Below are 26,811 nucleotides of genomic sequence, written 5' to 3' on the forward strand. Positions count from 1 at the left end.
AATGGATCAGCAGCAAAGGTACGATAATCTGAAGCTGGGGGAACGCGGCGCGGTCATCAGCATCGTCGCTTATATCGTCCTCTCGGCTCTAAAATTAATCATCGGCTACGCCTCGGGGTCCGAGGCCCTAAGGGCGGACGGCATGAACAACGCGACCGATATCATCGCGTCCATCGCCGTCCTGATCGGACTGCGGCTCGCGCAGAAGCCGGCGGACAAAGACCACCAATACGGACATTGGAAGTCGGAGACGATCGCTTCCCTCATTTCTTCTTTTATTATGGCGGCTGTCGGATTGCAGGTCTTGTTCGCCGCCGTGTCGTCGGTTTTTAACGGGAGCGAGAAGGCGCCGGACCTCATCTCGGTGTGGACGGGCTTGTTCTGTGCGGTCGTCATGTACTTCGTCTACCGGTATAACAAACGTCTCGCGCTGCAGATTAACAGCCAGGCGGTCATGGCGGCGGCCAAAGACAACATCTCGGATGCGTTCGTGAGCATAGGCACGGTCATCGGCATCGTCGGTTCGCAGTTCGGTCTGCCATGGCTCGACCCGGTCACCGCCATCGTCGTCGGCCTCATCATCTGCAAGACGGCTTGGGATATTTTCCGCGACGCCTCCCATCACCTGTCCGACGGGTTCGACGAATCGACCATCGCGTCCTTCAAGGAAGCGATCCTGGAAGTGGAGGGCGTCGAGGCCGTCAAAGACATCAAAGCGAGAAATTACGGCAGCAGCGCGGTCGTCGACGTCGTCGTGCTCGTGAACATGGAGCTGGACTTCGCGGAAGCGCACGAGATCGCGACGAGCGTGGAAAATAAATTGAAGAAGACCTCGGAGGTTTACGAGGTCCACGTTCACTACGAGCCGGTCGACGTATCGGAAATGCTGTCCTAAACGGTTGCAATCACTGGTTGTGTGCCATGGCGAGGACGCGCGGCCCTAAGCTTGGTTCCAATCCTCCCAATGATCGGCGGACAGATATCGCACGTTCGCCTTCACGGCGCGCCGTACCGCCGGGTTATCGAATGCGGCCCCGCCCAGTAAAAACCGCAATTCCGGGCGATTCCGCGCGGCTTCTTCGATCCATGCCATCAGCTTGTCGGTGTGGCAGGGGTTCGTCACGGAAGCCGCGATGAACGATATCTTCTGACTTTCAATAATGCCTTCCAGCTCCTTCAACGGCGTATCAGGACCGGCGTACAGGACATTTACGCCTTGTTTGCGTAAAAAAAGGCTGAACGAGAGCAGTCCGAGATGGTGGCGTTCTCCTTCCGGGCAAAAAGCCAGCACGACCGGCAGGTTCGGATGAATGGGAAACACGCGAAACAAAGCCGACAATCTCCGCATGATCGTTTCCGAAGCGAAATGCTCCTGAACGACTTTAATTTTCCCCGCTTCCCACTCCGAGCCGATCCGATACAGAACGGGAACGATAATGCGCCGCAGCGTTTCCTCGACATCGTACAGGGCAAATGCCAGATCTATGGTCAGATCCGCTTGCGCGGAATTGAATTGCATTAATTCGGCGTACAGTTTGTCCACCAAGCCGTCGTACATCTGGCCGATTGCGGATGGCTCTGCAGCCTGTTCCCGAAGAGCAGGCTCGCTCTGCTGCAGAAGCTCCACCGCTTCGCTGATTTTTAAGCCGTTTTTATCGATTTGTTCTTTAAGAAAGCTGAGCCTGGCAAGATCCCCGTCGCTTAGCTGACGGTGTCCGCCGCTGCTTCGGCTGGGCGAGATGATCCCGTAACGGTTCTCCCAGGCGCGAATCGTGACGACCGGGATGCCAAGAAGCTCGGATGCCCGCTTCATGCTATACATTAATCGTTCCTCCTCCTTGTAAATTATACAAAATCGATACAAGATGAGGAAGGCCAGGCGCGGTTCAAACTTCTATTTTTCGTCCCTTCCATTTTACGGATCGCAGCACATGCGCCCTGAATAGGGAATAAAGGTGCAGAGCGGCGAAAAACATAAACAATAAAGGGTAAATGAAAAACAATCCCTTGTTGAAATTGCCGCATCTGCGGGCGAGCAACAAGGTTTGGCCGGCGTACGCCGCATACAAAAAGCCGCTTAGGGTCAAGGCAACGGGATTCCACGCCGCGATCGACGATATCAATGCGGCCGCGCTCATAAACCCGCCGGTAATCCAAACAACGATCATCGACATGACGATCGGATGGGTGGATTTCGAGCCGACGGCAAAGCTTTTGCACCAGCCCTCCACAAGGGTTTTAAGTCCTTCCGGATACATGCGAAAAGCGATGACGCCGCTTCCGCCTAAACAATGGACCGGGAGATTTCGGTCCAGGAACGCCTGTCCCAGCGCCAGGTCGTCGAGTACGGCTCCCTGGATCTTGCGATGGCCTCCGACCGCAAAATAATCGTCCTTATCGCATAAAATGCACGGTCCGAAAGAGCCTGCGGTTTTAAACCGCGTTTTCCATATGGTGAAAACGTTCATGCCGACGATGACGATCACGTTAAAAATAGCCGACAGGTTTTCGTACAAGCGATTGACGGTATGGTAGGGCTGCAGGGACAGAATCCCTTTGGCGCCTTTTTGCCCATAGCAGCCGACCAGCTTCGTCAGGCTGTCGGTATCCGCGAGCGCGGTATCCGCATCGAGGAACAGGAGCCATTGTCCCTTCGCGTGCCGCGCGCCGTGCCAGCAGGCCGCGGATTTGCCCGAGCCTGCTTCCACCGTATCGTTGCGCAGCACCGTGGCGCCGAGCTTGCGGGCGATCGACGCCGTCTCGTCGGTCGAATCGTCGTCCACGACCAGCACCTCGAACGAAGGATAGCGCTGCTCCCGCAGCGAACGCAGTAACGGCGTTATCCGGCCGGCTTCGTTCCTGGCGGGAACGATGACGGTCACCAACGGCATGCGCTTAGGCTTGCCTGCCGTCTTAAGCGTCGGCAATGCGCCGAACATGACGAAGCCGGCCAGCAGCGCCAGCAAACCGATTCCAAGACGGATGCCCTCTAAGACGGTCAATGCATTCACTCCTCGTTCAATGGCCGGAATAGTCGAATCGAATTCCTTGATCGTCCTGGATCAGTTCCTGGGCGGCGATGCGGGCGGATAGCAGCACGATAGGGACGCCTGCGCCGGGATGCGTGCTGCTGCCCGTGAAGTACATGTTGTCGCAGTGCTTGGCCTTGCTTTGCGGACGCATATGGTTGCTTTGAGACAGGACGGGCATCAGACCGAAGGTGGAGCCGTTGTACGCATTGAACTTCGATTCGAAGTCGCGCGGCGTGATGCAGGTTTCCGTCACGATCTCTTGCTCGATGTTTTCAAGTCCGCGTATTTTTTTTAAAGTGTCTAGAATATAAGCGCGGTAACCCCGGATCGTATTCTCGTCCCATTCATAATTGGCCGCCGCCAGATTAGACACCGGCATCAGAATGTACAGGCCGTCTTTTCCTTCCGGCGCGAGGGATTCGTCCGCTTTGGAGGCGACGTATACGTAGAACGACCCGTTCGTCAGTTTGTTTCCGGCAAAGATGTCGTTCAGGTTTTTTTTCAGGTCTTCGTTAAAAATAAAATTATGGACGTGCTCGATGTCCTCGTATTTGCGGTCCATGCCCAAGTAAAGAAGAAAACAGGAGCAGGAGTATTTCAATTTGTCGATCTTTTTATCGCTGTATTTTCCTTTTGCCGACCGGTCCTTCACGAGATTTTTCATGGCGTACGGGAAGTCCGCATTGCACACCACAAAATCCGCCGGAACCTGCTGTCCGTCTGCGACGATGCCGGTCGCCCTGCGGTCATGGATGCAAATTTCCTCTACGCTCCGGTTATAGTGAACGGTCCCGCCCAATTCTTTAAAGAGCTTCTCCATCGCCCGAGCCATCGTATACATGCCGCCTTTGATAAACCATACGCCGTACAAGAATTGGATCATCGGTATCATGGTATAAAAGGAAGGGCTTCGAAACGGCGAAATGCCAATATACAGCGTCTGGAAGCTAATCAATTGCTTGAGCCGTTCATTGCGGATATACTTGCTCATAAAACGGTCGGCCGTATCCAGCGTCTTTAGCTTCATCGCTTTCCTCAGCATGGGGAAGTTATAGAAATCACGGGCTCTACGGAAGGGCCTTTGAATAATATGGTGTTTGGCCACGATAAAGCGTTTGTAAATTTCGTGCAGATAGAGGAAAAATCCCTCCATGTCCGCTTCGCTGACGCCTTCGATCGTCTTCGTCAATTGCGTAAGATCGGAGGAGATGTCGATGGGCTCGTCCGGCTTGTCGTTGTAGTACACCCGGTACATCGGATCCAATCGCTCCATGGGGATGTAGTCGTCGGGGTTGCGGCCGCAGAGCTCGAAGATCTCTCTGTACAGCTCCGGCATCATGACGATCGTCGGTCCCAAATCAAACGAATAGCCGTCCTTTTCGATCCGATGCATTTTACCGCCCGGCAACGCTTCTTTCTCGTAAATTTCAACCTGGTATCCGGCATGCTGCAGCCGGATCGCGCTCGCAAGCCCGGCGACGCCGGCGCCAACGACCAGCACCTTTTTTTTCATGTGAATGACCCCGCTCCCTTTTTATTCGTCGCTAATGTAATGGCATCGATGCGCCCGCGATTGTATCGCTGCACCATAATAATGGGCAAGTTGAACGCCCCCGCATACAGAATCATGATCCACCCTGCCCATGCGGGGTTCCACAGGAAGAATAAAGGGGCAGGCGCCATGGACAGCCAGTGGGTCAGCTCCGCGCGTTTGGTTTCCGCGGCGAATACGTTCAGATCGCTTATGCGGGTGCCGTGCAAGCTTTTCTTGGCATAGCCTTTTCTCAGTATTGCAGTTCCGTCTATGAGAAGGCCCTTCCACCGTTTGACGAAAAATAACTGCTGCCACCGCTTGCCGGATTTCTCCCATGACCAAAGCCGAAACCAGGCCTTGTCCTTCAGGAAATAAGACTGAGGGAGCTTCAGGCAAATGACAGAAATGCCGAGATGAAAAAAGGCCCAGGCGAAGACGTCGATCAGAACGACCCATAGGTGAGGCAAGTTTACGAGCGGCACGGCAGTCCTCCTCAACCTCGTATTTTCCGCTACAGCAGCCACTTTCTAAACCTTCGGACGATAGACAGGTCCTGTTCCGAATAAGGCGGGAACTTGTCCGATATATGCAGGTAACGATGGGCTTGGTAATCGGTTTTGGCATAGCTGAAAGCTAAAAAGCCGGCTTTGCCATGATAGCTGCCATGGCCACTGCGTCCGATGCCGCCAAAGGCGACGCGGGGATTGGCGCCGTGATGGATGACCTGATTGACGCTGACGGTCGTCGACCGCATGTATGCTTGGACCCGCTTGATCTGCTGCTTATTTTGACTAAAAAGATAGGCGACCAAGGCATCGCGCTGAATCGCCTGCTGCGCAAGCAAGGCTTCCAGATCGCGATAGGGGATGACAGGGAGAATGGGTCCGAAAATCTCCTCCTGCAAAATGGAGCTGCCGGGCGGAATGTCCGTTAATACAGTCGGGGCGATGAATAGATCTTCCGCATGGCCGGCGCCTCCATACCGGCTGCTGCCTTGCTTGATCAGCCGCTGCAGCTTCTGAAAATGTCCGGCATGACAAATGCGGGCATAGTCTTTGCTCGCATGAGGCTGATCCCCGTAAAATTCGATTAACGCCGAACCTATCTCCGCAAGCGTTTTTTCATAGACCGATTCATGCACGAAAAGCGTGTCCGGGGCGATGCAGGTCTGGCCTGCATTAAGGAATTTGCCCCAGACGATCTCGCGAACGGCCTTGGGAGAATAACCCGACGCGTCCATGATGCAGGCATTTTTCCCTCCGAGCTCCATCACGACGGGGGTCAGCTGAGCCGCGGCCTGCTGCGATACGGCCTTTCCCGTCGCTTGGCTCCCCGTGAAAAAGATGAGATCGAAGGGGAGGGAGGTCAGCAGCCTGGATGTCTGCGCATCTCCCGTCGCCACGGTCAGCACTTCGGGCGGAAACGTTTGGCCGATCGTCTGTTGCAGCAGTTCGCTCGTAGCCGGCGCGTATTCCGACGGTTTAATCACGCAGCGGTTACCCGCCGCAATCGCGCCGATGGCCGGCATCAAGGCGAGCTGGAGCGGATAATTCCAGGGACTGATAATCAGAACGCTGCCGTACGGACTTCTGTGGGTGCGAATCGTTTCCATATAGCCGAATTTGAACGGGCGGGCACGCGCGGGTTTCGTCCATTTATTCAACGACCCGCATACATGCTCGATCTCGTTCAGCAGCAGAGCGATCTCAAAGGAATAGGCTTCGAAGGCGGGTCTTGACATATCGGATACAAGCGCCGCTAAAAATGCGGCTTCATGTTCAATCAGCATCCGCTTGAGCCGCAGCAGCGTGTCTTTGCGTTCTTGGGCCGTAGGAACGGGGCGCATGCGGGCAGCTTCCTGCTGCTTTTCCAATAGCGCCTGCAGCGCGTCTCGCTTTTGACTATCCATCGCTGGCATCCCTTTGCACGATTTTGTCCCGTACCTGCTGACCGCTTAACGTAACCATAGGCATGCCGGCTCCCGGATTGACCGTGCCGCCGACGAAGTAGAGGTTGTCGTACCGCGTGCTCTGCTTCGGATGCTTGAACCCTTTGTTTTTTTTGCGGTCGGACAAGGTGCCGTATATGGCCCCGCGGTCGGAGCCGTAGACCCGCTTGATATCTTCCGGCGTCCATACGTCTTTGGTCACGATATGGCTGCGCAGATCCGTCAGCCCCATTTTTTCTAATTTGACGAGTACCGTCTCGGCAAACCGTTCGTAGTCCTGCTGCGTCAGAGGCTTGTCCTGGATATGGGGGATATGGGGCAGTACTTTTAAATTTTCGTAGCCTTCGCGCGTCTGCGCAGGGTCGGTTTTATTGACGTTTACGAGATAAATGACCGGATCGTCGGGCAGCTCGTGGCTGTGGAATATTTTATCCATCTGCCGCTTCATATTTTCCGCAAAGAAAAAGTTGTGATGGGCAAGCTGCGGGTACGACTTCTTCACGCCCAGGTGCAAGACAAGCCCCGAGCTTGCCGGTTCATATTTCTTTTTTAGCTGATGAATAAAGGGCTCCTCTTCTTGCAGCAGCTTCTCGTAGAACGGGATGACCTCCATGTTGGAAATATAATAGTCGGCCGAAAGTTCGGTTCCGTCCTCCAGCGAAGCCCCTGCGATTCGGCCATCCTTCTTATGAAGCCGGACGATGCGTTTGCCCGTATGGATGGAGACGCCAGCTTCCTCCGCCAGTCGCACCAATCCGCCTGCGAGCAGGTGCATGCCGCCGGGAACGTACCATAGGCCCTGCTCATGCTGCATATAGACCATCATGTTCAATACGGCCGGCGCATCGTAAGGCGAGGAGCCGACATACTTGATAAAATAAGAGAGCATGTCACGCAGATCCCGGTTGCTTATCCGTTTGGCAATGGACTTATGTACCGTGGAAAACAGATCGAAGTTCATCAACGCGTTGAAAACGCCGTTGTATCGCGCGATGTCTTTCGTGTTGTCGGCACCGTGCTTAAAATATCCCAGCTCCGTCATCTCGTACAGCTTTTTGGCGTATTGAAGCACATCCTTGTATTCGAGCATATCCCGCTCGCTTAGCGAGGGATTTTTCGTTGTCATATCCGCGAGATTCTCGAAGAGATCGATCCGATTGCCGTTCGGGAAGAAGGAGCGCCACTGGTGATTGAGCTTGACGGTGGGGACGTAATCTTCCATCCGCTTGCCGCTCGCGGCAAACATTTTTTCGAAAATGTGCGGCATCGTCAAAATGGAGGGACCCAGATCGAAGCCGAAGCCATCCTGCTCGAGCCGATTCAGCTTGCCGCCGATGTGACGGTTCTGTTCGTATAAAGCAACTTCATAGCCGCTCTGCCTTAAGGAGATCGCCGCGGAGAGGCCGCCAAGTCCGCCGCCGATTACGAGTACGCTTTTCTTTTTCAATCGTCACACACACCTTTCCGCCATGGAGGAGCCGTTGGCAATCGACGCACTAATCTTGGCCATTGCTTCCTTGGTCACATAGTTGCGCTTGGAGAAGCAGTCATATTCGTTGTTTCTTACGGCATCCAATATCGCTCTGTACAGGTTGACGGACAAAGCGAGCGGCATTTTGCTGTCGGCGTCATACAAGTCCAAGCTGCCGTGGATTTGGTCGTATAACAATTCGGCGTGTTGGGCCAGCCTCTCCCATAGCTGAACGAAGTTCTCGTTAATCAGGCCCTGCCGCAAATCCGCCGGGGTATAACAGAAGCGCTTCAGTTCTTCTTCGGGCAAATAAATGCGCTGCTTCTGGTGGAGGTCTTCGCCGACGTCGCGCAGAATATTCGTTATTTGCATGGCAATGCCCAGCTTGACTGCAGACGGGCGGAGATCGGCGGCAGCTTTAGAGGCGAGCACGGGCAGCAGCATCAAACCGACCGAGCCCGCAACATAGTAGCTGTAATGCTCAAGCGCATGCATGTCCTTCGGGCTGGAAAACGCCAAATCCATCATCTGTCCGGTCAGTTGGTCGTAAAAGGGCCCGATGTCCATCTCGTATTCGGAGAAGACGTGCCTGAGCGCGCGCCACAAGGGACGATCCGCTTCCGAACGGTCTCTGAACAAATCGAGCTCTTTTTTTAGCTGCCGCAACGAAGCGAGCTTCTGCTCCGGCCGCCGGTTGGAATCGGCGCATTCGTCCGCCGTTCTGCAGAACGCGTAAATGGCGTAGACCGCATTCGCCTTTTGGGGCGGAAGCTGCGAAAAGGCGTAATAAAAGCTTTTGGAATGCCTCTTGATAATGGCTTCACAATAATCGAAATCCGCTTGCAATTGCTCCGTGTCCATAAAGGCCTCCTTCTGACTCTACGATTACCCCTGCAATCTCACGGTCTGCGAATTCGGCGGAACATAGCAGCTTCATTCGATCTTCACAAGGCGTTTGGTTTCCCCAAGCTCCCGGATATTGGCGGCGCCGATCCCGAACATGGCGAGCCTCAGCTCCTGCTCGGCTTGCTCGAACACGCGGCCAAGCTCATCCTCGGAGTCATGGGCCGCCTCCAGCAAGCCGCGTCCGAACCCGGCAAGATTCGCGCCCAGGGCCAATGCTTTGGCTGCCTGAAGTCCGTTGGCGACGCCCCCGCTGCCGATTAACAACATGCCGGGCAGAGCGGAGCGCACCTCCTGAATGCACTCGGACGTCGGAAGCCCCCATTGCGAGAATACTTCCGCGGCGGCTTTTTTGACCGGATCCGGGGAACGCAGCTTTTCTACCTGACTCCAGGAGGTGCCGCCGGCGCCTGCGACGTCGACAAACCGAACGCCAGCGTCAGACAGTCTCCGGGCCGTCTCCCCGTCGATGCCCCAGCCCACTTCCTTCACGCCTACGGGTACTTTCAGCGAACGACATACCTTCTCGATTTGCCGCAGCAGCCCGCTAAAGTCCGTGTTGCCGTCTGACTGAATCGCTTCCTGCAGCGAATTAAGATGAAGGACAAGGCCGTCGGCCTCCGCGATCTCGATCGCTTGGCTGCATTTCTCGGCATCGAAGCCATAGTTAAGCTGCACGGCCCCGATGTTGGCGATGAGGGGAATATCCGGCGCCAGCCGCCGAACGCGGAAGGACATCGCCGCTTCGGGATTTTCAATTGCCGCCCGCAGCGATCCTAGTCCCATCGCCCATCCCCTCGCCTGTGCAACCGTCGCCAGCCGACGGTTGATCTCGCCCGCTCTTGGCGTTCCGCCGGTCATGGAGCTGACAAGAAAGGGCGTTTTGAGCGCCCGGCCCAAAAAGTGCGCAGACGTATCGATCGAAGCATAGTTCAGCTCGGGCAGGGCATTGTGTCGGAAGCGGTATCGGTCCAAGCCGGTACCGGCGTCTAATCCTTGAACATCCGCATGCAGGCACAGATCCAGATGCTCGTCTTTTCGTCGGCTTGTAGCCGTGCTTAACTCGTTGTTTACGGGAACGCTCGTCATTTCGGAAGGCTCCTTCTCCGTTCATCGCTCAATTATTGTATAGATATTGTATAGATTATGATTAGATAATAGCCGATTTTGTATAGGTTGTCCAACGCTTAGACGAATGCACATGGTTGATTTCATTTATGTCCCAGTTGATTTCATTTATGTCCTAAAATTCCGCATCCTAAAATTCCTAAGTAGCATCTATAGTTTATTCGGTAAACAAACTGGCCCGGACGTTTTATACTGAAAGTGCTTACAAAACAAAGAATCGTCAGGGAAGGGGTTCGAACGCAGTGGCAAAAAAACTGTGGACAGCCGGCATGGCTGCCGCCTTGGCCGTATCGATGGCCGCATGCTCGAACGGCAACAACGGCGGCAATGCATCTCCTGCCTCAACCGGAGACAGCGCGTCGGCGCCGGCGAGCGGTTCGGCATCGGCAACGGCATCTGCGTCAGAGAAGCCGCTAGACAAAGTCACGTTCAGTTTCTTTAACGGCGTGGCGGGCGAGAAGGATCTGAACACCAACGAGACGACGATCGGCAAGGCTCTTGAGGATCAGACCGGCGTCAACTTCAAGATCGAGCATCTGGTCGGAGACCTGAATACGAAGATCGGCACGATGATTGCTTCCAATCAATATCCGGACGTCATAATTCCGGACGCCGCAATCGAGGAAGTGCTGAAGGCCGGCGCCTTCATCCCGCTCGACGATCTGATCGAGCAGTACGGCCCGAACATCAAGCGCGTCTACGGCCCGTACTTCGAGCGCATGCGGGCGGACTATGGCGGCAAGATCTACTTCCTACCGTTCGGACCGCAGGTCGGCGAGTACGTGGCGGATCCTAACATCAACCAGGGTGCGTTCTGGGTTCAACGCCGGGTGCTCAAGGAAGCGGGCTATCCGAAGATCAAGACGCTGGACGAATACGTCAAGCTGGTTGAGGACTACGTCGCCAAACACAAGGACGAGAATCTGACGGGCATGATCACGCTGACGCACGACTGGCGGTTTTTTGCGACCTCCAACCCGCCGATGCACCTCGCCGGCTTCCCGAACGACGGCAACGTCATGGTCGACATCCATACGAACGAAGCCAAGACGTATGCCGGCTCCGAGAACGAGAAGCGCTGGCTGAAGACGCTGAACGACCTGAACGGGAAAAATCTGTTCGACAAAGCCTCCTTCGTCGACAACTACGACCAATACATCGCCAAGCTGACATCGCACAAGGTCGTAGGCTTCTTCGACTACGGCTGGCAGATCGGCAACGCGATGAACGTGCTGAAGGACGCGGCAAGAAAGGATCAGGCACAGGACGACTACGTGTACTTCCCGCTGCCGGTAACGTTCGACGGCACGCACGATCAGTACCTGGATCCACCGGGATGGACCAGCAACCGCGGCGCCGGCATTACCAAGAGCGCCAAAGATCCTGCCCGCATTATCCAATACTGGGACAACCTGCTGACGGACGACAACCAGGTGCTCAAGAGCTGGGGCATTAAAGGCGAGACTTACGAGGTGGACGACAAAGGCCGCTTCTACCGGACGGCGGAGCAGATTGCGAAGCTCGACGACGCGTTTAACGAGAAGTTCGGCTTCAAGACGTACGACTGGGACTGGCCGCAGTACGGCACTTCGTCCACACTCGCGGACGGCAACGCGGTGGCGCCGGGCTTCCAGCCGGAAGTGTTCCAGCTGAGCCTGACCGAGGGCGACAAGACGATTCTGGACAAGTACGGCGTACAGACCTATGCGCAGATGTTCGACAAGCCCGAAGACCGTCCGTGGTTCCCGGCTTGGAGCATTCCGAAGGAACAAGGCTCGCCGCAGCAGATTTGGGAGACCAAGAAGGACGATCTGCTGAAAAAGTATTACGCCAAGCTCGTCCTCGCTAAGCCGGCGGACTTTGAAGGCGCATGGGCCGATTACATGAAGGAATTCGGCAAGCTCGATACGGCCGGCTACGAAAAATGGTATACGGAGCAAATCAAGAAGATCGTGGAAGTCGCCAAGTAACGGACGGTTTTCGATAGGAGGCCAAAGCCGGCTTAACGCGCAGCTTCGTGCTGCGGCCGGCTTTCCTTCGATCCTTTAGCCCGACGGAAGGAGCAAGTAGGATGGATAACAACACCGCGCTGTCAACGTCGCCGTCGACGTCGAAGCCAGAGCCGGGCGGGCTGAAGCTGTTCGTCAAAAAACTCGTATCCCAGCGCATGCTGGTCCTGATGTCCGTTCCCTTCGTCATCTGGCTGTTCGTTTTCAAATACGTGCCCGTATGGGGATGGACGATCGCATTTCAGGATTATCAGCCTTCGCTTGCCTTCAAGGATCAGCAGTGGGTCGGCTTTTCGCATTTCCGGTCGCTCTTCTCGGAGGACCGCTTCCTGATCGCCCTGCGCAATACGCTCGCGATGAGCGGCATCAATCTCGTGCTCGGGTTCGTGACAGCCGTATCGCTCGCCTTGCTTCTGAACGAGGTCCGCAAGGTCGCGTTCAAGCGCGTCGTGCAGACCGTCAGCTATTTGCCGCACTTCATCTCCTGGGTCGTCGCCGCGGGCATCATTCAGACGATGCTGGCGCCGGACGGCGTGGTCAATGAACTGCTCAAGGCATTCGGCATTATCGAAAAGGGACAGGAATACCTGTTCCTCGGCAAGGCGGAATGGTTCTGGGGAATCTTTGGCGCAAGCTCCGTGTGGAAGGACGTAGGCTGGAACACGATTGTTTATCTGGCCGCCATCAGCTCGATCGACCCGGCGCAGTACGAGGCGGCGGAGATGGACGGCGCGGGCCGCCTGAGACGGATGTGGTATATCACGCTGCCGGGCATCAAGCCGGTCATTATCGTGCTGCTCATCATGAACATCGGCTATTTGCTGGAATCGGGATTCGAACCGCAGTACCTGCTCGGCAACGGTATGAACGTCGATTATTCCGAGAACATTGACATATTCGTGCTCAAATACGGCCTCCAGCAGTTCAACTTTCCGCTCGCGACCGCGGCAGGCATGTTCAAGACGGTCGTCAGCTTCATCCTGCTGTTCTCGGCCAACCATATCGCGAAGCGGCTCGGACAAGACAGACTGTTCTAAAAGGAGGGGTCCGCATGGCGAACGCGGCAGGCGCGCCTCGGCAAGCGCGCGGCTCGCGCCGGCATTCTTCGGTCGGCGACCGGGTTTTCGATATATTGAATTACGTCTTCCTTACGCTGCTTATGGTCGTGACGCTGTATCCGTTCCTCAACACGCTCGCCGTGTCTCTGAACGCCGCCAGCGATTCGATCAAGGGCGGCATCCATCTGTGGCCCCGCCAGTTTTCCGGTGAGAACTACAGATTCGTCTTCAATGAAGCGACGATCTACAACGCGACGCTCATCTCGGTGCTGCGCACCGTTATCGGCACGATCGTCACGGTGTTCGCGTCCGCGATGGTCGCCTACACGATCAGCCGTCAGGAGTATGTGCTGCGCAAGTTCGTGACGATCGCCTTCATCATCACGATGTACATTAACGGCGGCCTGATCCCGAACTATCTGCTCATCCGGGACCTGGGCTTGATCAACAACTTCTGGGTTTATATTTTGCCCGGCATTATCGGCGTGTTCAACTTGATCATCATCCGTTCCTTTATCGAGCAGCTGCCGGAGAGCATCATGGAGTCGGCGCGGATCGACGGCGCGGGGGACTTCCGGACGTTCATCAACATCGTGCTGCCGCTGTGCCTGCCCGTACTGGCGACGGTGGCGCTGTTCACGGCGGTGTACCAGTGGAATTCGTGGTTCGACGTGTTTCTGTACAACTCCTCCAACGTCAAGCTGAGCACGCTGCAGTACGAGCTGCAGAAGATTTTGCAAAATTCGAACACGACCTCCAGCGCCGAGACGGCGTTCGCGAATTCGAATGCGGGCGCTTCGATCAAAGTGTCTCCGCTCTCGATCCGGGCGACGATGACGATCGTGGCGGCCGTTCCGATGATTGTCGTGTATCCGTTCTTGCAGAAGTATTTTGTGAAAGGCATGACCGTGGGCGGCGTGAAGGGTTAAGGTTGGCGGAAGGATAGGAAGGGAGTCGGGCGAGATGGGAAAAGGCGAGGCGCCTTCGGCATCGGGAGGGGAGGCGAGCGCGATGAGCGGCGGAACGGGGGCTTTAGGCACCGGGCAGTATCCGAACCTGCTCGAGCGGTACGGCTATGCGCCGGAAGCGATAGAGGCCAGGCTTGCGGACGCTTGGCTGCGTCTGTTCGAGGGCGATGAGCGTACCCGGATCTATTATCCGTCCGGCGACGACATGGGTTATATGCTGGACACCGGCAATCTCGACGTGCGGACGGAGGGCATGTCCTACGGCATGATGATGGCCGTGCAGATGGACGATCGGGCGTTGTTCGACCGGCTGTGGCGCTGGACGTGGACGTACATGCATATGAAGGACGGCGTGCATGCCGGGTATTTCGCCTGGTCCTGCGCGCCTGACGGGACGCGGAATTCATCAGGGCCGGCGCCGGACGGCGAGGAGTACTTCGCGCTGGCGCTGTTTTTCGCCGCGCACCGTTGGGGCGAGGGCGAGCCGCCGCTGGACTACGCGGCCAAGGCACGGGGCATCTTGCGCGCCTGCCTGCATAACGGGGAGCAAGGGCCGGGGTACCCGATGTGGAACCGGGACAATCGGCTCATCAAGTTTGTGCCTGAGTGCGAATATAGCGATCCGTCGTACCATTTGCCGCATTTCTACGAGCTGTTCGCGCTGTGGGAGGACGAGGCGGACCGGCCGTTCTGGCGGGAGGCAGCCGCGGCGAGCCGAGCGTACTTGCCGCTCGCCTGCCATCCGGAGACGGGGCTGGCGCCCGAATACGCCTATTATGACGGCACGCCGAACGACGAGCGCGGCTACGGGCATTTTTACAGCGACTCGTACCGGGTCGCCGCGAACGTGGGCCTCGAAGCCGCCTGGTTCGGCGCGACGCCGTGGATGAATAGCCAGGCGGCGGCGATCCTGCGCTTCTTCGCGGACAAGGACCCGGCCGACTATCGGCGCTACCGGATCGACGGGACGCCGTTCGAGGAGCCGGCGCTGCACCCGGTCGGCCTCGTCGCGGCGAACGCATGCGCGGCGCTCGCGGTACCGGACGGCCCGCACGCGCGCGAGGCGGTCGGGCGGTTCTGGGACACGCCGGTGCGCGAGGGCGAACGGCGGTATTATGACAATTGCCTTTACATGTTCGCGCTGCTGGCGCTGAGCGGGCGGTACCGGATATGGATGCCCGGAGCTTGAGCGGCCGGGGCCGATAACGATGGCTGACAAAAAGCGGGGAGTCTCTCTTGCAGGAGACTCTTTTTATTTGCAAGGAGAGGGCGGTAAGGGATGGATACAGGGAGAGCGGAGAACGCGGTATACGAGCAAGCGTGGCTGGATTACAGGCTGATCGAGGACGAGGCGTTACGCGCAAGGTATGCGGCGGTATGCGGGAGGCTCGTCGTAGCGGGAGCCGGTGCGGAGCTGACTTCGGCGCGCCTTGAACTAAGGCGCGCAATTGCGGGCTTGCTCGGCATCGAGCCGGTTGACGTTGAGGCGGAAGCCGGTTCCGGCGATTGGGGGTCCGAGCCTGCAATTGTCGTCACCCTGGCGGACAGGGTGCAGGAGAGACGGTATGAGCTGGCCGCAGATGCGATTGGTGGGGATGCGGGCTCGAACGGAGGAGCGGGAGCGGGAGCAGGAGCAGGAGCGACAGATATTAACGGCACCTGCACGCTCGGCGAAGAGGGCTATGCGATCCGAACGGGCGCGAACGGAAGTGTCTACTTGCTCGGGGGCGGTGCGAAGGGCGCGCTGTATGCGGCGTTCGGGTTCATCCGCCTGCTGCAGATGGGCGGCGACATTCGCGGGCTCCGAATGGTGGAGCGGCCCGCCTATCCGCTGCGGATGATCGACCATTGGGACAATGCGGACGGATCCGTCGAGCGAGGGTACGCGGGCGGTAGCCTGTTTTTCGAAGCCGGACGCCTGGGGGGCCGGATCGGCCGGATCCGCGATTATGCGCGCCTGCAGGCGTCGATCGGCATCAATGCGGTCGCGATCAACAATGTCAACGTTCATGCCAAAGAGACGCGGCTGCTGGCGCCCGAACGGCTCGACGAAGTGGCGGGGGTAGCCGAAATTTTCCGCGAATATGGGATCGCTTTATATTTGAGCGTCAACTTCGCCGTGCCGATCGAGCTCGGCGGGCTCGCCACGGCCGACCCGTTGGACCCGGCTGTGGCCGCATGGTGGCGCGAGACGACGGCAGAGGCGTACCGGCGGATTCCGGGCTTCGGCGGTTACGTCGTCAAGGCGGACTCGGAGCACCGGCCGGGTCCGTTCACGTATGGGCGGGACCATGCAGACGGCGCGAATATGCTGGCCGATGCGCTCGCTCCGCAAGGCGGCACGGTCGTCTGGCGGTGCTTCGTATACGATTGCAAGCAGGATTGGCGGGACCGGCGGACCGATCGCGCGCGCGCCGCCTATGATCACTTCATGCCGCTCGACGGCGCGTTCCGGGATAATGTCGTGCTGCAGATCAAGCACGGTCCGATGGACTTCCAGGTGCGCGAGCCCGTATCCCCGCTGCTGCTCGGCCTCCGGCGCACGCAGATCGCGCTGGAGCTGCAGATTACGCAGGAGTACACGGGGCAGCAGCGTCATCTCTGCTATCTCCTTCCGATGTGGAAGGAGGCGCTGGACTTCGACGCCGGCGACGGACGCACGGTGGCGGACGCGGCGGGCGGTCTCAAGGGCGGCCAAGATACGGGAGAGCGAGGCGGTCCCGCAGTTGGCCATCGCGGCTGGCGCGGCGGCCTTGCCGCCGTGTCTAATGTCGGCACCGACGCCAATTGGACCGGACACTTGCTCGCGCAGGCGAACTGGTACGGCTACGGCCGGCTCGCCTGGCAGCCGTCGGCTTCCGCCGAAGCGATCGGGCGCGAGTGGATCCGGATGACGCTGGGACCGGACCCGGTCGTCGAGGAGACCGTCATCCGGATGCTGATGGAATCGCACGCGATCTACGAATCGTACACTGCGCCGCTGGGCGTCGGCTGGATGGTCAATCCGAACCACCATTACGGGCCGAACGTCGACGGGTACGAATACAGCCCATGGGGCACCTATCACTATGCGGATCGCGACGGCATCGGCGTCGATCGCACCGTTGCGACCGGCACCGGCTACGCGGGTCAGTACCCGGCAGCGGCAGCGGCCTTATACGAGTCTCCGCACGCCTGCCCGGACGAGCTGCTGCTCTTTTTCCACCACGTCCCTTACGGCATGCGCCTCAAAAGCGGCAAAAGCGTCATTCAACACATTTACGATACGCGCTTCGAGGGCGCAGACCGGGCTGCCGGACTGCTCGTTGCCTGGGACGGCATAGCGGACCGGCTTCCCGTACGCGTCCACGCGTCGGTTCGAGAGAGGCTCGCGCATCAGGCCGAGCATGCGAGAGAGTGGCGGGATCAGCTCAACGCCTACTTCTATCGCAAATCGGGCATCCCGGACGCCCACGGTCGAACGATTTATTGACGATTGTTCGCGTTACCCGGCGATTAGGCGGATCATCGGGCAACGGCGAGACGAGAATCGGCGTTCGAATGCCGGCCGGCACGAAAAGCGTTGCCGTCAATTTGCCGCTTCCGCACCCGGCGACCAGCCGGTCTACGACTTGACGCTGAGCGCGGGGGGCGCGTATCAACGCGTTCGGCGTTGGCCAGCGGGCGAGAAAAGAGCCGCCTTCGCGGACGAAGGCGCGATTGCCGACTAAGCCTGGGATGCCGTAGCTGCGCTACGCCGAACCGGGTCGCCAATGGCATGCCGGACGGCAGCTTCGCGCCTGGCGGCATGTCCACTCGCGCGCAAGCCGCAGTCATGCTGGACCGCGTGCTTCAACTCCAAATGTGGGGACCGAAGCGGCGATGCCACTCCTAATCTCGCAAATTTGTGCTATTTTTGCCCGCATTGTCTCATCCTGCCGCCCACCGCTTTTCTCGTCCACACAAATAGCGCAAATTTGCGCTATTTCTTGTATTCGTCCCCCGACATGCGCCGCCGCCAATAACATGAGGCTCCGAAATAGCGCAAATTTGCGCTATTCTCTTTTGCATCAAAGGAAGGGAAAGAGAATCCGGTCGCGGTTCAGCGAATATTTTCGGATTTTTCGGTGCTCGGGGTTTGCTGGCGAGATGATTTGTTTGTCGACGAGTAGCACTAGATATTTAAGAGCGGTATTTTTACTCATACCGGTGGCGGCTGCAACCTGCGAGGGTCCAAACGAGCCGGTCATTCTGGATATGCATGCGAGTATTCTTTGTTCTGTCGGACAGAGTTGGTTAAGAGATTCGATCGGGTGGCCGCCCGTGCTGCCCAGCAATTGCTGCAACAGCTGTTGGCACTGCCGCGGTTTGTCTCGGAGCATGAGGAAAGGGAAGCGAAGAACAAGCCAGCGGTCGAGGACCAGGTAGTTCTGGCGCATAAGTTCGTCCTCAAATTCGGCGGCGGATAAGTGCAGGCGATGAGGTCCGCGCCCGTCCAGCTCGATGGCGATGCGGAGACCGTTCGTTAAATAGACGAAGTCGATATAGCGATATCCATCTTTGTAGTCGACGAGTTCGTACTCGGGAATGAGTCCCGTCAGCGAGCGGAAAGCAGGCCACCATACGAAACGAAGAAAGAAAAGCGAAGCGTGCGATAAGCCGCCGGCGAGCCTGGCCCGGCCGCGGTCCGAAGCCTCCGGAGAACTTGTCTCCACCACGCCGCAAAAGCTTGCTCAAAAGCAAGTTGACTTTGCGCATCTGTCAGTTCGCCGCTTTTTGCAGCACCGGAATGGAGCTGCTGCAGCATAGCGCTTACTGCGCCAAGACGGCGAGCGGATGTTTTTCCCATGTTCATCTCCTCCTAGATATACAAAAAGCCGTCCGAGCAGCGAATCTCCTGGATTCGCTGCACGAACGGCGTGTGCTTCACACCTGTATGAAATCAATCTAGCGGATGGAAGAGGCGTTTGCAAGCCGTGAATGAGAATAATTTGGCTGAAGAGGTAAACAGATGAGAGTTTTCTCAACATATTTTAATAAATAACGAAATTTTATGATCCAACGGCGTTTTTTTCCTTCGTGGTAAACTTTAGGTTGTTTCAATTATGATATCGTGAGTTCTGAGGTACTTACATACATCTCAGGAGGGAACTCACATGTCTAAAACCAAACCTGCTTTTCTGCGTCGCGCGCTGGCTGTCGGCCTATGCGCCGCAATCGGTCTTGGGGCCGTCACGGCCGGACAAGCCGTTTCCGCGCCAAAGGCGTCTGCCGCCGCTTATTACGATACGAAAATTAAACATGGCGTGAACCTGCGGGTCAGCGCTTCGTCAAGCTCGGGCGTCATCCGGATGATCGGCGCAGGCGAGTCGGTCCATGTCGTCGGTCAAGCGAACAGCTACTGGCTGCATGTATTCGATCAAAAGGGCAACTCGGGTTATATCTCGTCGAGCGGCGAATATACGAATTATGTCGGCGGAGGAAGCGGAGGAGGAAGCGCGGCACCTTCCGCTGGCGGAGGCGGTGCGAAGGCCGACCAAGTCATCGCGATCGCCCAGAGCTACATGGGCCGCGTCAGCTACGACTACGGCACGCGCAATCCGTCCAAGCTGATTTTCGACTGCTCGGCCTTCACCCAATTCGTCTTCGCCAAAATCGGCGTCGACCTGAAGTGGGGCACCAAGTCTCAAAAGACCGCCGGTTCGTTCGTGAGCAGGAGCAACTTGGCCAAAGGCGATCTCGTATTCTTCGATACGATCGGCAGCAACAACGGCGTCATCAACCACGTCGGCATCTACATGGGCAACGGACAGGTCATCCACGATACGCCGTCCGTCGACGGGCTCCTGATCAGCTCGATTAATTCTGGCTTCTGGTCGACGCACTATGTGACTGCGCGCCGCGTGCTTTAATCGCGGCATTCCTGAATAAAAGCCTGCATACGTGCAGGCTTTTAGCCAGTTTGACGAGCTTAAGCGGAAATGCCTGCAAATCAGCAGGCATTTAATTGTGAAGTCCGAAATTCCAAAGGAAAAGAGAGAAAAGCCTGCAGATTCGCATCTTTTCTCGATCAGGGTTTGTCATACACGAAAAAGGATGTAAATCTGCAGGTTTTCGTTTGTTATGCCTCAAGTTGGCGGATCTCGCACTGGGGAGGCGTCGTCCGATTGCCCATCGCTCCTGCAGGGCTCCCGAGGAATAAAAGCCTGCATACGTGCAGGCTTTTTGCCGGTTTGACGAGCTTAAGCGGAAATGCCTGCAAATCAGCAGGCATTTAACAGTGAAGCCCGAAATTCCAAAGGAAAAGAGAGAAAAGCCTGCAGATTCGCATCTTTTCTCGATCAAGGTTTGTCATACACGAAAATGGATGTAAATCTGCAGGTTTTCGTTTGTTATGCCTCAAGCAGGTGGATCTCGCACGGGGGAGGCGTCGTCCGATTGCCCATCGCTCCTGCGGGGCTCCCGAGGGGCGCGGTCCGTTGTGCGTTCAGGCGGCATCCTTGGAGCCTTCTCCGGCTGCGGTCCGGCGAAACGGCTTGGTATCGTCGTCGTGGCGCATCATTTCGATGCAAAGTGAAGGGAACGCTACGGCCGCATCGTATCAACATAATCTTTGGCACCCTTCAGCGAGAGACCTGTAGCTTCCCGCAATACCTTGATTGCCTCGATCCGCTTGCCGCTTGTCACCAAATGCTGCAGCCGCTCCTCCAACTCGGAGGTTAGCTCCATCGGACTTAAGGGGGGCGAGGCGGGGGAATCGGCTGCTGACTGCTTGGCAGCGGGATATGCCTCCGGCCTGCCTTCCAGACGGGCAATATCGTATTTGAGCTCATTTAAGCGGGCGTGCAGGCCGATAAGTCTGATCATCAGAATAATGGATATTAATAATGAAATGAGAGCCCAGACTTCTGCGCGGTCCATTACGTATCCCCTTTCTCAATAATGACTCTCCCAAGCTTGGGATCACACCTATTATAGCAATTAAAACGGGCATGACATATTTAAAGGGTTACCCCCGCCAGCCAACCGCGCTGGTTAAGGGTAACCCTTATTTTAATCTGCACGCAATTAAACGCCCGCCATGCCGCCCCGAATCTCCGCCTGAATCAGCGTCATCGGCGCCGGAAAGTATCCGATCGCAACGGCATAATCGATCATTCTCCGAAGATAGCCCTCGTCCGCCGGCGCGCAGCGGATGTTCGTCCCGTTCAGGAACGAGGAGGTCGCGGGACAACCGTAGCGGTAATCGGAATCCTTGGCTCCGTCGCCTTCCAGCTGGGCCATCGCCAGCTTCACCGCTTCGGGATCCTTGGGCACGGCCTTATCGAACAGCCAGTCCGAATAATCAGCGAAGTCGAGCGTCTCCACCGGGTAACCGAATTCCGCCAGCATCCCGATCATCCGATCGTAGCGAATCGGCTCGGGATTGCAGATGTGGAACAGCCGTCCTGCGGTGTCCGGACGCAGCGCCAGGTGCACGATGGACTTGCCCGCATAATCGATCGGCGTGAAGTCCACGTTCCAGTTCGCCTTCGGCGCCTTGCCTAGCTGCAGCATCGCTTTGATCATCCGGTAGAACGCGTTGTTGTCGATGTTCCGCTGGAACTGCCCGCTCTCCGCATGGCAGGACAAGTTGCCCGCCCGGTAGATGTTGACGGCCAGCCCCCCCTTCGCCGCGGCCATGAGCCGCCGCTCCGCTTCGAGCTTGCTCTGCGTGTACAGATTGTCGACCTTGAGGTCCGGATCGAACTCGGCGCGCGCGAGCTGTTCTTCCCACTGCCCGCTCAGCGCGAGATCCTCCGGAATGCCGAGCGTCGAGATGTGGTGGAATCTCACGCCGCGATCCGATTGTTCTGCGAGCTCGATCAGATGAAGGGTCGCGAGAACGTTCGACCTGTCGAACTGCTCGGCGTCGCCGAAATGCCGCACGTCCGCGGCGCTGTGCAGGATCGCATCCACGTTCTCCCTTACGAACCGTTCGTCCGCCGGCGACAGGCCGAGCCCGGGCTGCGACAGGTCGCCCTCCACGACATGGACGCGGCCGCCGTCCAGCAGATCGAGCGACGAAGCGCCGAAATAATGCACCAGCGTCTTCTGAATGCGGAACTGCGCCGAGTCCGCGCCGCTTGGGCGCGCCAGGCAGATGACCTTGGCATCGCTCTGGACGAGCAGCTCGTACAGCAGATAGGCGCCGAGATAACCGGTCGCGCCGGTTAGCAATACGGCGGACGGCCGCTCACCCAGCCGCTCACCCAGCCGCTCACCCAGCCGCTCACCCAGCCGCTCACCCAGCCGCTCACCCAGCCGCTCACCCAGCCGCTCATCCCGCCGCTCATGCGGCAGTTCAGCAGACGGTTGCCCCAGAACGGCCGGATGCTCGTCAAGCGGGATGACCTCGCCTCCGGCGTAGGCTTTGCGGGAACCGGCAGCGCCGGCGCTCAGCCGCTTCGCGCGCTCGGCCAGCTTTTCAATCGTCCTGCATTCGAAAAAGTCGTTGATGCCGATATCCGGGAAGCGCGGCTTGAGCAGGACGAGCACATGGATGATCGCCAGGGAGTCGCCGCCGATCTCGAAGAAATCGTCGCGGATGCCGACCCTGCCCAGATCGAGCGATTCCTGCCATGCCGCCGCGATGGCGGCTTGGGTCTCATCGATCGGCGGCACATAGTTTTCGTTGTCCTGCTCCAGATCCAGATCTTCCTGCTGCAGCTCATAGCCTGCCAGCTTCTTGCGGTCGATCTTGCCCGTAGGGGAGATCGGCATCTCTGCCAGCTGGATGATGAGCTTCGGCACGAAGTAGGCGGGGAGCTTATCGCCCAGCAGCGACTTGATGTCGACGGCCGGTACCCGATCTCCGTCCTTGGACGTGAAGAAGCCGACGAGCATGTTCTGGCCGTCCTTCTCTTTTTTCGGCACGACGGCGATGTTTTGCACGTTCGGAATCTTGGCGAACGCGTCCTCGATCTCTCCGATTTCGATCCGGTGCCCGCGAATCTTGATCTGCGAATCTCTGCGGCCGACATACTCGATCGTGCCGTCCTGCAGCAGCTTCGCATAGTCCCCGGATTTGTAGATCAGCTTGCCCGGCTCGAACGGGTTCGGGACGAACGCGTCCTTCGTCTTGTCGGGCTGGTTCAAGTAGCCCTTCGCCAGTCCGACCGTGGAGATGAGCACCTCGCCGTGGACGTTGACCGGGCACAGCCGGTTTTCCTCGTTGACGATGTAAACTTTGTAGTTGCCGATGGGCCGCCCGATCGGCACGTTCGCCAGATCGTCCGGAATATAGCCCCTGATCGTATGGGTCGTCGTGCAGACGGTGCACTCGGTCGGGCCGTACACGTTCACGATCGCGATGTTGTCCTTGAATTTGCGCTGGAAGGCGCGCACCTGCTCCCCGTACAGCGCTTCGCCGGCCACCGTGATCAAGTGGACGCGGGATAGCTTCCGATAGCCTTCTTCGGACAAATACGCGGACAGCTGGTTAAAGAACACGGTCGGCAAAATCGCGATGATCGTCGTTCCCGTCCGTTCGACCGCCGCGGCGAATTCTTCGACCGACATCCGCTCGGCAGGGGACAGCAGGTACAGCTCCGCCCCATAGAACAGTGCGCCGATCGTATCCCATACGGAGGCGTCGAAGCTATACGTGGCGAATTGGGTCAGCACGTCATCCGGACCGATCCGGCAATCCTTGCGGACGGATTCGCCCAGGTTGACGACGCCTTCGTGCGCGATGAGCGCGCCCTTCGGCCGACCCGTCGAGCCGGACGTATAAATGACGTACGCGAGATCGTCCGGCCCGGCGCCGACGTCGGGATTGTCCGTACCGACGTATGCGGGAAATCCCGCCTCGACGTCCACGATCGCCTTGACCGTCCCGATCCCCCCGCACAACCGTTCCGCGACGGACATGTACTTGCCTTTTGTCAGCACGAACGTCGAGCCCGTATCCTCCACGATATAGCGGTTCCGCTCCTCCGGATGCTCCGGATCCACGGGGACGTAAACCCCGCCGGCCTTCATAATGCCGAGCAGGCTCACGATCAGCTCCGCGCTCCGCTCCAGCAGAATCGTGACGAATTCGCCCTTGCGAAGGCCGCGGTCCAGCAGCATGCGGGCCGTTTGGTTCGCCTGCTCGTTTAACTGCCGATACGTCCATTTGCCGTCTGCGGAGGATACCGCCGTCTTGTCCGGATAACGTGCCGCCGCCCGTTCGATCATGCCGTGAACGGTCGCGTCCCGATCGTAATCCGCTTTCGTCGCGTTCAGCGCGGCATAGACGGCGGCATCTTCTTCCGTCAGCAGATCGACCCCGGCAAAGCTTGCGGACGGATCGGCCAGGGCAGCTTCCAGCAGCGCGACAAAATATCGGACATAGCGTGCGATCGTCGCTTCGCGGAAGAGCGAGGCATCGTATTCGACGAAAATGCGCCAGCCGTCTTCGCGCTCGCGAAGCTGCCAATTAAGCAGCTCGCGCTCCGCGCGAAGCGGGAAGCCGACGGAGAAGCGGGTTTCGCATTCGCCTTCGAACGGCGGCTCCGGCGCGATCAGGCCGCGATGAACGGCATCGCGCAGATCGCCGAACGTCCTGGCCGCAGCCGCGTCGACGAGCACGGGCGCGTCGCTCGCAGCTGTCGCGACGTCTGCCGCCATCTCCCGCTCGCCCGACATCCGGCAGATCCAGGCGAAGTAGACGGCCGCGAGCAAAGCGATATCGTGATTTCCCTCCCTTCTGGATTCCCGGAGCGTCCGGGTCAATGGCTCGCTTAATGCATGTTCGGTCGTAACGTAAGCATAAGTGCGGGTATGACGGGAGAAGTCCATCGGCAGCAAGAGAACCGGCGGTTGCAAAGCCATTTTTTTATTGCCTCCATTGCTAGAATGGAGACGCACCCCATCCCAGAGAATAGTGTGCGTCTCGGTTGGATCCGGGAGAGTGCGTATATGAAGCTGCCAAAATCAATCCGTTGACGATTCGTTGAACGATTCGTTGAATGACTGGTTGAACGATCCGTTAGATTAACGTTGAACCTTAAACCGTTCGACCAGCTGCTGCAGCTCCACGGACATCGCGGTCAGCCCTGTCGAAGATTCGACGATGGCGCGCATCGATTCCTTCTGGTCCGCGATCGATTCGTTGATCTTGGCGCTGTTCGATGCGGTCTTGCCCGCCGATGCCGACAGCTCCGCGGAGGTGGCGGTCAATTCCTCGGTGCCTGCCGACATCTGCTCGGTCGAGCTGGATACCTCCTGGATTTGCAGCGAGACGTTGTTCGTGGCGTTCAGAATGCCGGCGAACATCCGCTCCGCTTCCGAGGCGACCTCCTTGCCGATCCTGACCTCGTTCGTGCCTTGCTCCATGGCGGCGGCGGCGACGCCGATCTCGGTCTGGATCTCCTTGATCAGCTCGGCGATCTGGTTGGCCGATTGCGCCGACATCTCCGCGAGCTTGCGGACTTCGTGCGCGACGACGGCGAAGCCTGCGCCGTACTCGCCGACGCGTGCCGCTTCGATAGCCGCATTCAGCGCGAGCAGGTTCGTCTGGCTCGAGATGCCCGTGATGATCGCCACGATATTCTCGATCTCCTGGGATCGGCCCTCCAGCAATTGAACCGCGTTTGTCGTGCGGGAGACGAATTCTTCGATCTGTCCCATTTGGTCCGACACCTGCCGGACGACCTTGTTGCCCTCCAGGGACAGCTTTTCCATCTCCGTCGCTTCGTCCGCGACTTTGGAGGAGTTGGAGGCGATATTTTGAATGACGTTGGCCATTTCGGCCATCGCCGTCGCGCCGTCGCCCGTCGCCTGCTCCTGCGTCGCCATGCTCACGGTGATTTCTTGCATGCTGGCTGTCATCGCGTCCATGCTGGCGTCGTTCTTTTCCGAGACGGCATGCAGCGCCCTGGCGGAGGAGGTGAGCGCGTGCGAGGTTTGTTGAACCTTCGCGATCGTATCGTTGATCCGGCCGACCATGGTGTTAAACTTCTCGTTCAGCATGCCGAGATCGCTGTCGCCCGCCTGCAGCTTCACGTTCAGATTGCCCTGGCTCACTTGCTCGATGCCCCGGATCAATTCCTTGATCGGCTTCATCATGAGGCGGGCAAGGATGAACTGGATCAGCAAAATGACGGCCAGCAGGATGAGCAGGATTGTAATGCCGTAGGTCAGCAATTTGCCAAGACCCTTGGAGACCGCGCTGGCATCGACGTCGACGGCGAAATAAGCGAAGGTGCTGCCGTCGGCATTTTTGATCGGGTAAGCGATCGTCGTCCAGGTACCAAAACCGTCCGAGTAGATGGTGGTAAAGGTGGGCTTGCCGGTATGCAGCATATCCGCGAGCGCGTCGGCGACGATCTTCGGCTGCTCGTACATGTCGCCGACGTTCAGCTTCGCTTCTTCGAATGCGGTCACGAGGCTGGTCGGCATCGCGGCGATCGACGTTTGGTTGCCGTTCGTCAGCTCCGTGCCGAAGACATACGCTTGGGCGATGTTCGGATTGTTTTTGTTGACCTCGTCCAGATAAGCGGTGAGTTCCGTTTGAACGGGGTCTTTGTAGCTTTTTTCGGCCATCGCTTGCCGGATCTTGTCCGCATCGATGCCCTTGGCCCAGTTTTCCGTGACGACCTTGATCTGGCCGCGCAGCTGGTCGATCAGAATGTTCTTTTCAACGATGTATGCGGAGGTGATCAGCGCAGCACCGATAAGGATAATGTTGATAAAGGATAATATTAGATTTTTGGAAAAGAAGGACATTCTAAGCAATTTCTTCACTAAACTCCGC

At 57.8% G+C, this 26,811-nt stretch carries 19 protein-coding genes; 7 read left to right on the top strand and 12 right to left on the bottom strand.

Annotation, left to right across the window (positions count from 1 at the left end; genetic code table 11):
* Position 1 precedes the first annotated feature (1 nt).
* Entirely contained in the window at positions 2-895 is an 894-nt protein-coding gene (locus ACFSR7_RS25735) for a cation diffusion facilitator family transporter (protein ID WP_378166555.1), read from the top strand.
* Between the two features lie 45 nt (positions 896-940).
* Here the strand turns inward: ACFSR7_RS25735 and ACFSR7_RS25740 are convergent, their stop codons facing one another.
* From ACFSR7_RS25740 to fni, 8 genes are all read right to left on the bottom strand, one after another.
* Positions 941-1,822, bottom strand: a complete 882-nt coding sequence (locus ACFSR7_RS25740; protein ID WP_378166556.1) for a MerR family transcriptional regulator — start codon at positions 1,820-1,822, stop codon at positions 941-943.
* A gap of 64 nt (positions 1,823-1,886) precedes the next feature.
* Positions 1,887-3,002, bottom strand: coding sequence for a glycosyltransferase family 2 protein (locus ACFSR7_RS25745; protein WP_378166558.1), 1,116 nt, complete (start codon positions 3,000-3,002; stop codon positions 1,887-1,889).
* Positions 3,003-3,018: 16 nt separating this feature from the next.
* On the bottom strand, positions 3,019-4,545 hold the full coding sequence (locus ACFSR7_RS25750; RefSeq protein ID WP_378166559.1) for a phytoene desaturase family protein: 1,527 nt from the start codon (positions 4,543-4,545) through the stop codon (positions 3,019-3,021).
* Entirely contained in the window at positions 4,542-5,048 is a 507-nt protein-coding gene (locus ACFSR7_RS25755) for a glycosyl-4,4'-diaponeurosporenoate acyltransferase CrtO family protein (RefSeq protein ID WP_378166561.1), read from the bottom strand. Before ACFSR7_RS25755 ends, ACFSR7_RS25750 begins: the two co-directional genes overlap by 4 nt.
* 29 nt (positions 5,049-5,077) lie before the next feature.
* Positions 5,078-6,475 carry an aldehyde dehydrogenase family protein gene (locus ACFSR7_RS25760; RefSeq protein ID WP_378166563.1) on the bottom strand — a complete coding sequence of 466 codons (1,398 nt, stop codon included), beginning with the start codon at positions 6,473-6,475 and terminating at the stop codon, positions 5,078-5,080.
* Positions 6,468-7,961, bottom strand: coding sequence for a phytoene desaturase family protein (locus ACFSR7_RS25765; RefSeq protein ID WP_378166565.1), 1,494 nt, complete (start codon positions 7,959-7,961; stop codon positions 6,468-6,470). The genes ACFSR7_RS25760 and ACFSR7_RS25765 overlap by 8 nt, the downstream gene beginning before the upstream one ends.
* Before the next feature lie 3 nt (positions 7,962-7,964).
* The gene (locus ACFSR7_RS25770) at positions 7,965-8,846 is read right to left on the bottom strand and encodes a phytoene/squalene synthase family protein (protein ID WP_378166567.1); all 882 of its coding nucleotides are present in this window, start codon (positions 8,844-8,846) and stop codon (positions 7,965-7,967) included.
* 72 nt (positions 8,847-8,918) lie between these two features.
* On the bottom strand, positions 8,919-9,977 hold the full coding sequence (fni, locus tag ACFSR7_RS25775; protein WP_378166568.1) for a type 2 isopentenyl-diphosphate Delta-isomerase: 1,059 nt from the start codon (positions 9,975-9,977) through the stop codon (positions 8,919-8,921).
* A gap of 281 nt (positions 9,978-10,258) precedes the next feature.
* Here fni and ACFSR7_RS25780 point away from each other — a divergent pair, with 281 nt between their 5' ends.
* From ACFSR7_RS25780 to ACFSR7_RS25800, 5 genes are all read left to right on the top strand, one after another.
* Positions 10,259-11,986, top strand: a complete 1,728-nt coding sequence (locus ACFSR7_RS25780) for a type 2 periplasmic-binding domain-containing protein (RefSeq protein ID WP_378166570.1) — start codon at positions 10,259-10,261, stop codon at positions 11,984-11,986.
* Between the two features lie 101 nt (positions 11,987-12,087).
* Positions 12,088-13,062: an ABC transporter permease gene (locus ACFSR7_RS25785; protein ID WP_378166572.1), complete on the top strand. Its 975-nt coding sequence runs from the start codon at positions 12,088-12,090 to the stop codon at positions 13,060-13,062.
* Positions 13,063-13,076: 14 nt separating this feature from the next.
* Positions 13,077-14,012: a carbohydrate ABC transporter permease gene (locus tag ACFSR7_RS25790; protein WP_378166574.1), complete on the top strand. Its 936-nt coding sequence runs from the start codon at positions 13,077-13,079 to the stop codon at positions 14,010-14,012.
* 82 nt (positions 14,013-14,094) lie between these two features.
* Positions 14,095-15,240, top strand: a complete 1,146-nt coding sequence (locus tag ACFSR7_RS25795) for a family 8 glycosyl hydrolase (RefSeq protein WP_378166848.1) — start codon at positions 14,095-14,097, stop codon at positions 15,238-15,240.
* A 90-nt stretch (positions 15,241-15,330) separates the two neighbouring features.
* Positions 15,331-17,523: an alpha-glucuronidase family glycosyl hydrolase gene (locus ACFSR7_RS25800; RefSeq protein ID WP_378166576.1), complete on the top strand. Its 2,193-nt coding sequence runs from the start codon at positions 15,331-15,333 to the stop codon at positions 17,521-17,523.
* A 577-nt stretch (positions 17,524-18,100) separates the two neighbouring features.
* On the opposite strand, the gene ACFSR7_RS25805 is transcribed toward ACFSR7_RS25800, so the two are convergent.
* The gene (locus tag ACFSR7_RS25805; RefSeq protein ID WP_378166578.1) at positions 18,101-18,748 is read right to left on the bottom strand and encodes a DNA-binding response regulator; all 648 of its coding nucleotides are present in this window, start codon (positions 18,746-18,748) and stop codon (positions 18,101-18,103) included.
* A 438-nt stretch (positions 18,749-19,186) separates the two neighbouring features.
* Between ACFSR7_RS25805 and ACFSR7_RS25810 the strand changes: the two genes are divergently transcribed.
* Positions 19,187-19,942, top strand: coding sequence for a C40 family peptidase (locus ACFSR7_RS25810; RefSeq protein WP_378166580.1), 756 nt, complete (start codon positions 19,187-19,189; stop codon positions 19,940-19,942).
* A gap of 673 nt (positions 19,943-20,615) precedes the next feature.
* Here the strand turns inward: ACFSR7_RS25810 and ACFSR7_RS25815 are convergent.
* The 3 genes from ACFSR7_RS25815 to ACFSR7_RS25825 all read right to left on the bottom strand — a co-directional run bounded on the left by ACFSR7_RS25815 (position 20,616) and on the right by ACFSR7_RS25825 (position 26,801).
* Entirely contained in the window at positions 20,616-20,951 is a 336-nt protein-coding gene (locus ACFSR7_RS25815; protein WP_378166582.1) for a ribosomal protein L7/L12, read from the bottom strand.
* Between the two features lie 147 nt (positions 20,952-21,098).
* Positions 21,099-24,887 carry a non-ribosomal peptide synthetase gene (locus ACFSR7_RS25820; RefSeq protein ID WP_378166584.1) on the bottom strand — a complete coding sequence of 1,263 codons (3,789 nt, stop codon included), beginning with the start codon at positions 24,885-24,887 and terminating at the stop codon, positions 21,099-21,101.
* Between the two features lie 162 nt (positions 24,888-25,049).
* On the bottom strand, positions 25,050-26,801 hold the full coding sequence (locus ACFSR7_RS25825) for a methyl-accepting chemotaxis protein (RefSeq protein ID WP_378166586.1): 1,752 nt from the start codon (positions 26,799-26,801) through the stop codon (positions 25,050-25,052).
* Between the last annotated feature and the right edge of the window lie 10 nt (positions 26,802-26,811).

The organism is Cohnella sp. GCM10020058 (assembly GCF_042683485.1).
Classification (GTDB): domain Bacteria; phylum Bacillota; class Bacilli; order Paenibacillales; family Paenibacillaceae; genus Cohnella.

What these genes read in the sequence shown, in the direction of transcription:
- ACFSR7_RS25760 (WP_378166563.1), bottom strand. Translation starts at nt 6,475, where the DNA reads ATGGATAGTCAAAAGCGAGACGCGCTGCAGGCGCTATTGGAAAAGCAG.
- ACFSR7_RS25800 (WP_378166576.1), top strand. Translation starts at nt 15,331, where the DNA reads ATGGATACAGGGAGAGCGGAGAACGCGGTATACGAGCAAGCGTGGCTG.
- fni (WP_378166568.1), bottom strand. Translation starts at nt 9,977, where the DNA reads ATGACGAGCGTTCCCGTAAACAACGAGTTAAGCACGGCTACAAGCCGA.
- ACFSR7_RS25810 (WP_378166580.1), top strand. Translation starts at nt 19,187, where the DNA reads ATGTCTAAAACCAAACCTGCTTTTCTGCGTCGCGCGCTGGCTGTCGGC.
- ACFSR7_RS25740 (WP_378166556.1), bottom strand. Translation starts at nt 1,822, where the DNA reads ATGTATAGCATGAAGCGGGCATCCGAGCTTCTTGGCATCCCGGTCGTC.
- ACFSR7_RS25820 (WP_378166584.1), bottom strand. Translation starts at nt 24,887, where the DNA reads ATGGCTTTGCAACCGCCGGTTCTCTTGCTGCCGATGGACTTCTCCCGT.
- ACFSR7_RS25790 (WP_378166574.1), top strand. Translation starts at nt 13,077, where the DNA reads ATGGCGAACGCGGCAGGCGCGCCTCGGCAAGCGCGCGGCTCGCGCCGG.
- ACFSR7_RS25750 (WP_378166559.1), bottom strand. Translation starts at nt 4,545, where the DNA reads ATGAAAAAAAAGGTGCTGGTCGTTGGCGCCGGCGTCGCCGGGCTTGCG.
- ACFSR7_RS25795 (WP_378166848.1), top strand. Translation starts at nt 14,095, where the DNA reads ATGAGCGGCGGAACGGGGGCTTTAGGCACCGGGCAGTATCCGAACCTG.
- ACFSR7_RS25815 (WP_378166582.1), bottom strand. Translation starts at nt 20,951, where the DNA reads ATGGACCGCGCAGAAGTCTGGGCTCTCATTTCATTATTAATATCCATT.
- ACFSR7_RS25735 (WP_378166555.1), top strand. Translation starts at nt 2, where the DNA reads ATGGATCAGCAGCAAAGGTACGATAATCTGAAGCTGGGGGAACGCGGC.
- ACFSR7_RS25785 (WP_378166572.1), top strand. Translation starts at nt 12,088, where the DNA reads ATGGATAACAACACCGCGCTGTCAACGTCGCCGTCGACGTCGAAGCCA.
- ACFSR7_RS25770 (WP_378166567.1), bottom strand. Translation starts at nt 8,846, where the DNA reads ATGGACACGGAGCAATTGCAAGCGGATTTCGATTATTGTGAAGCCATT.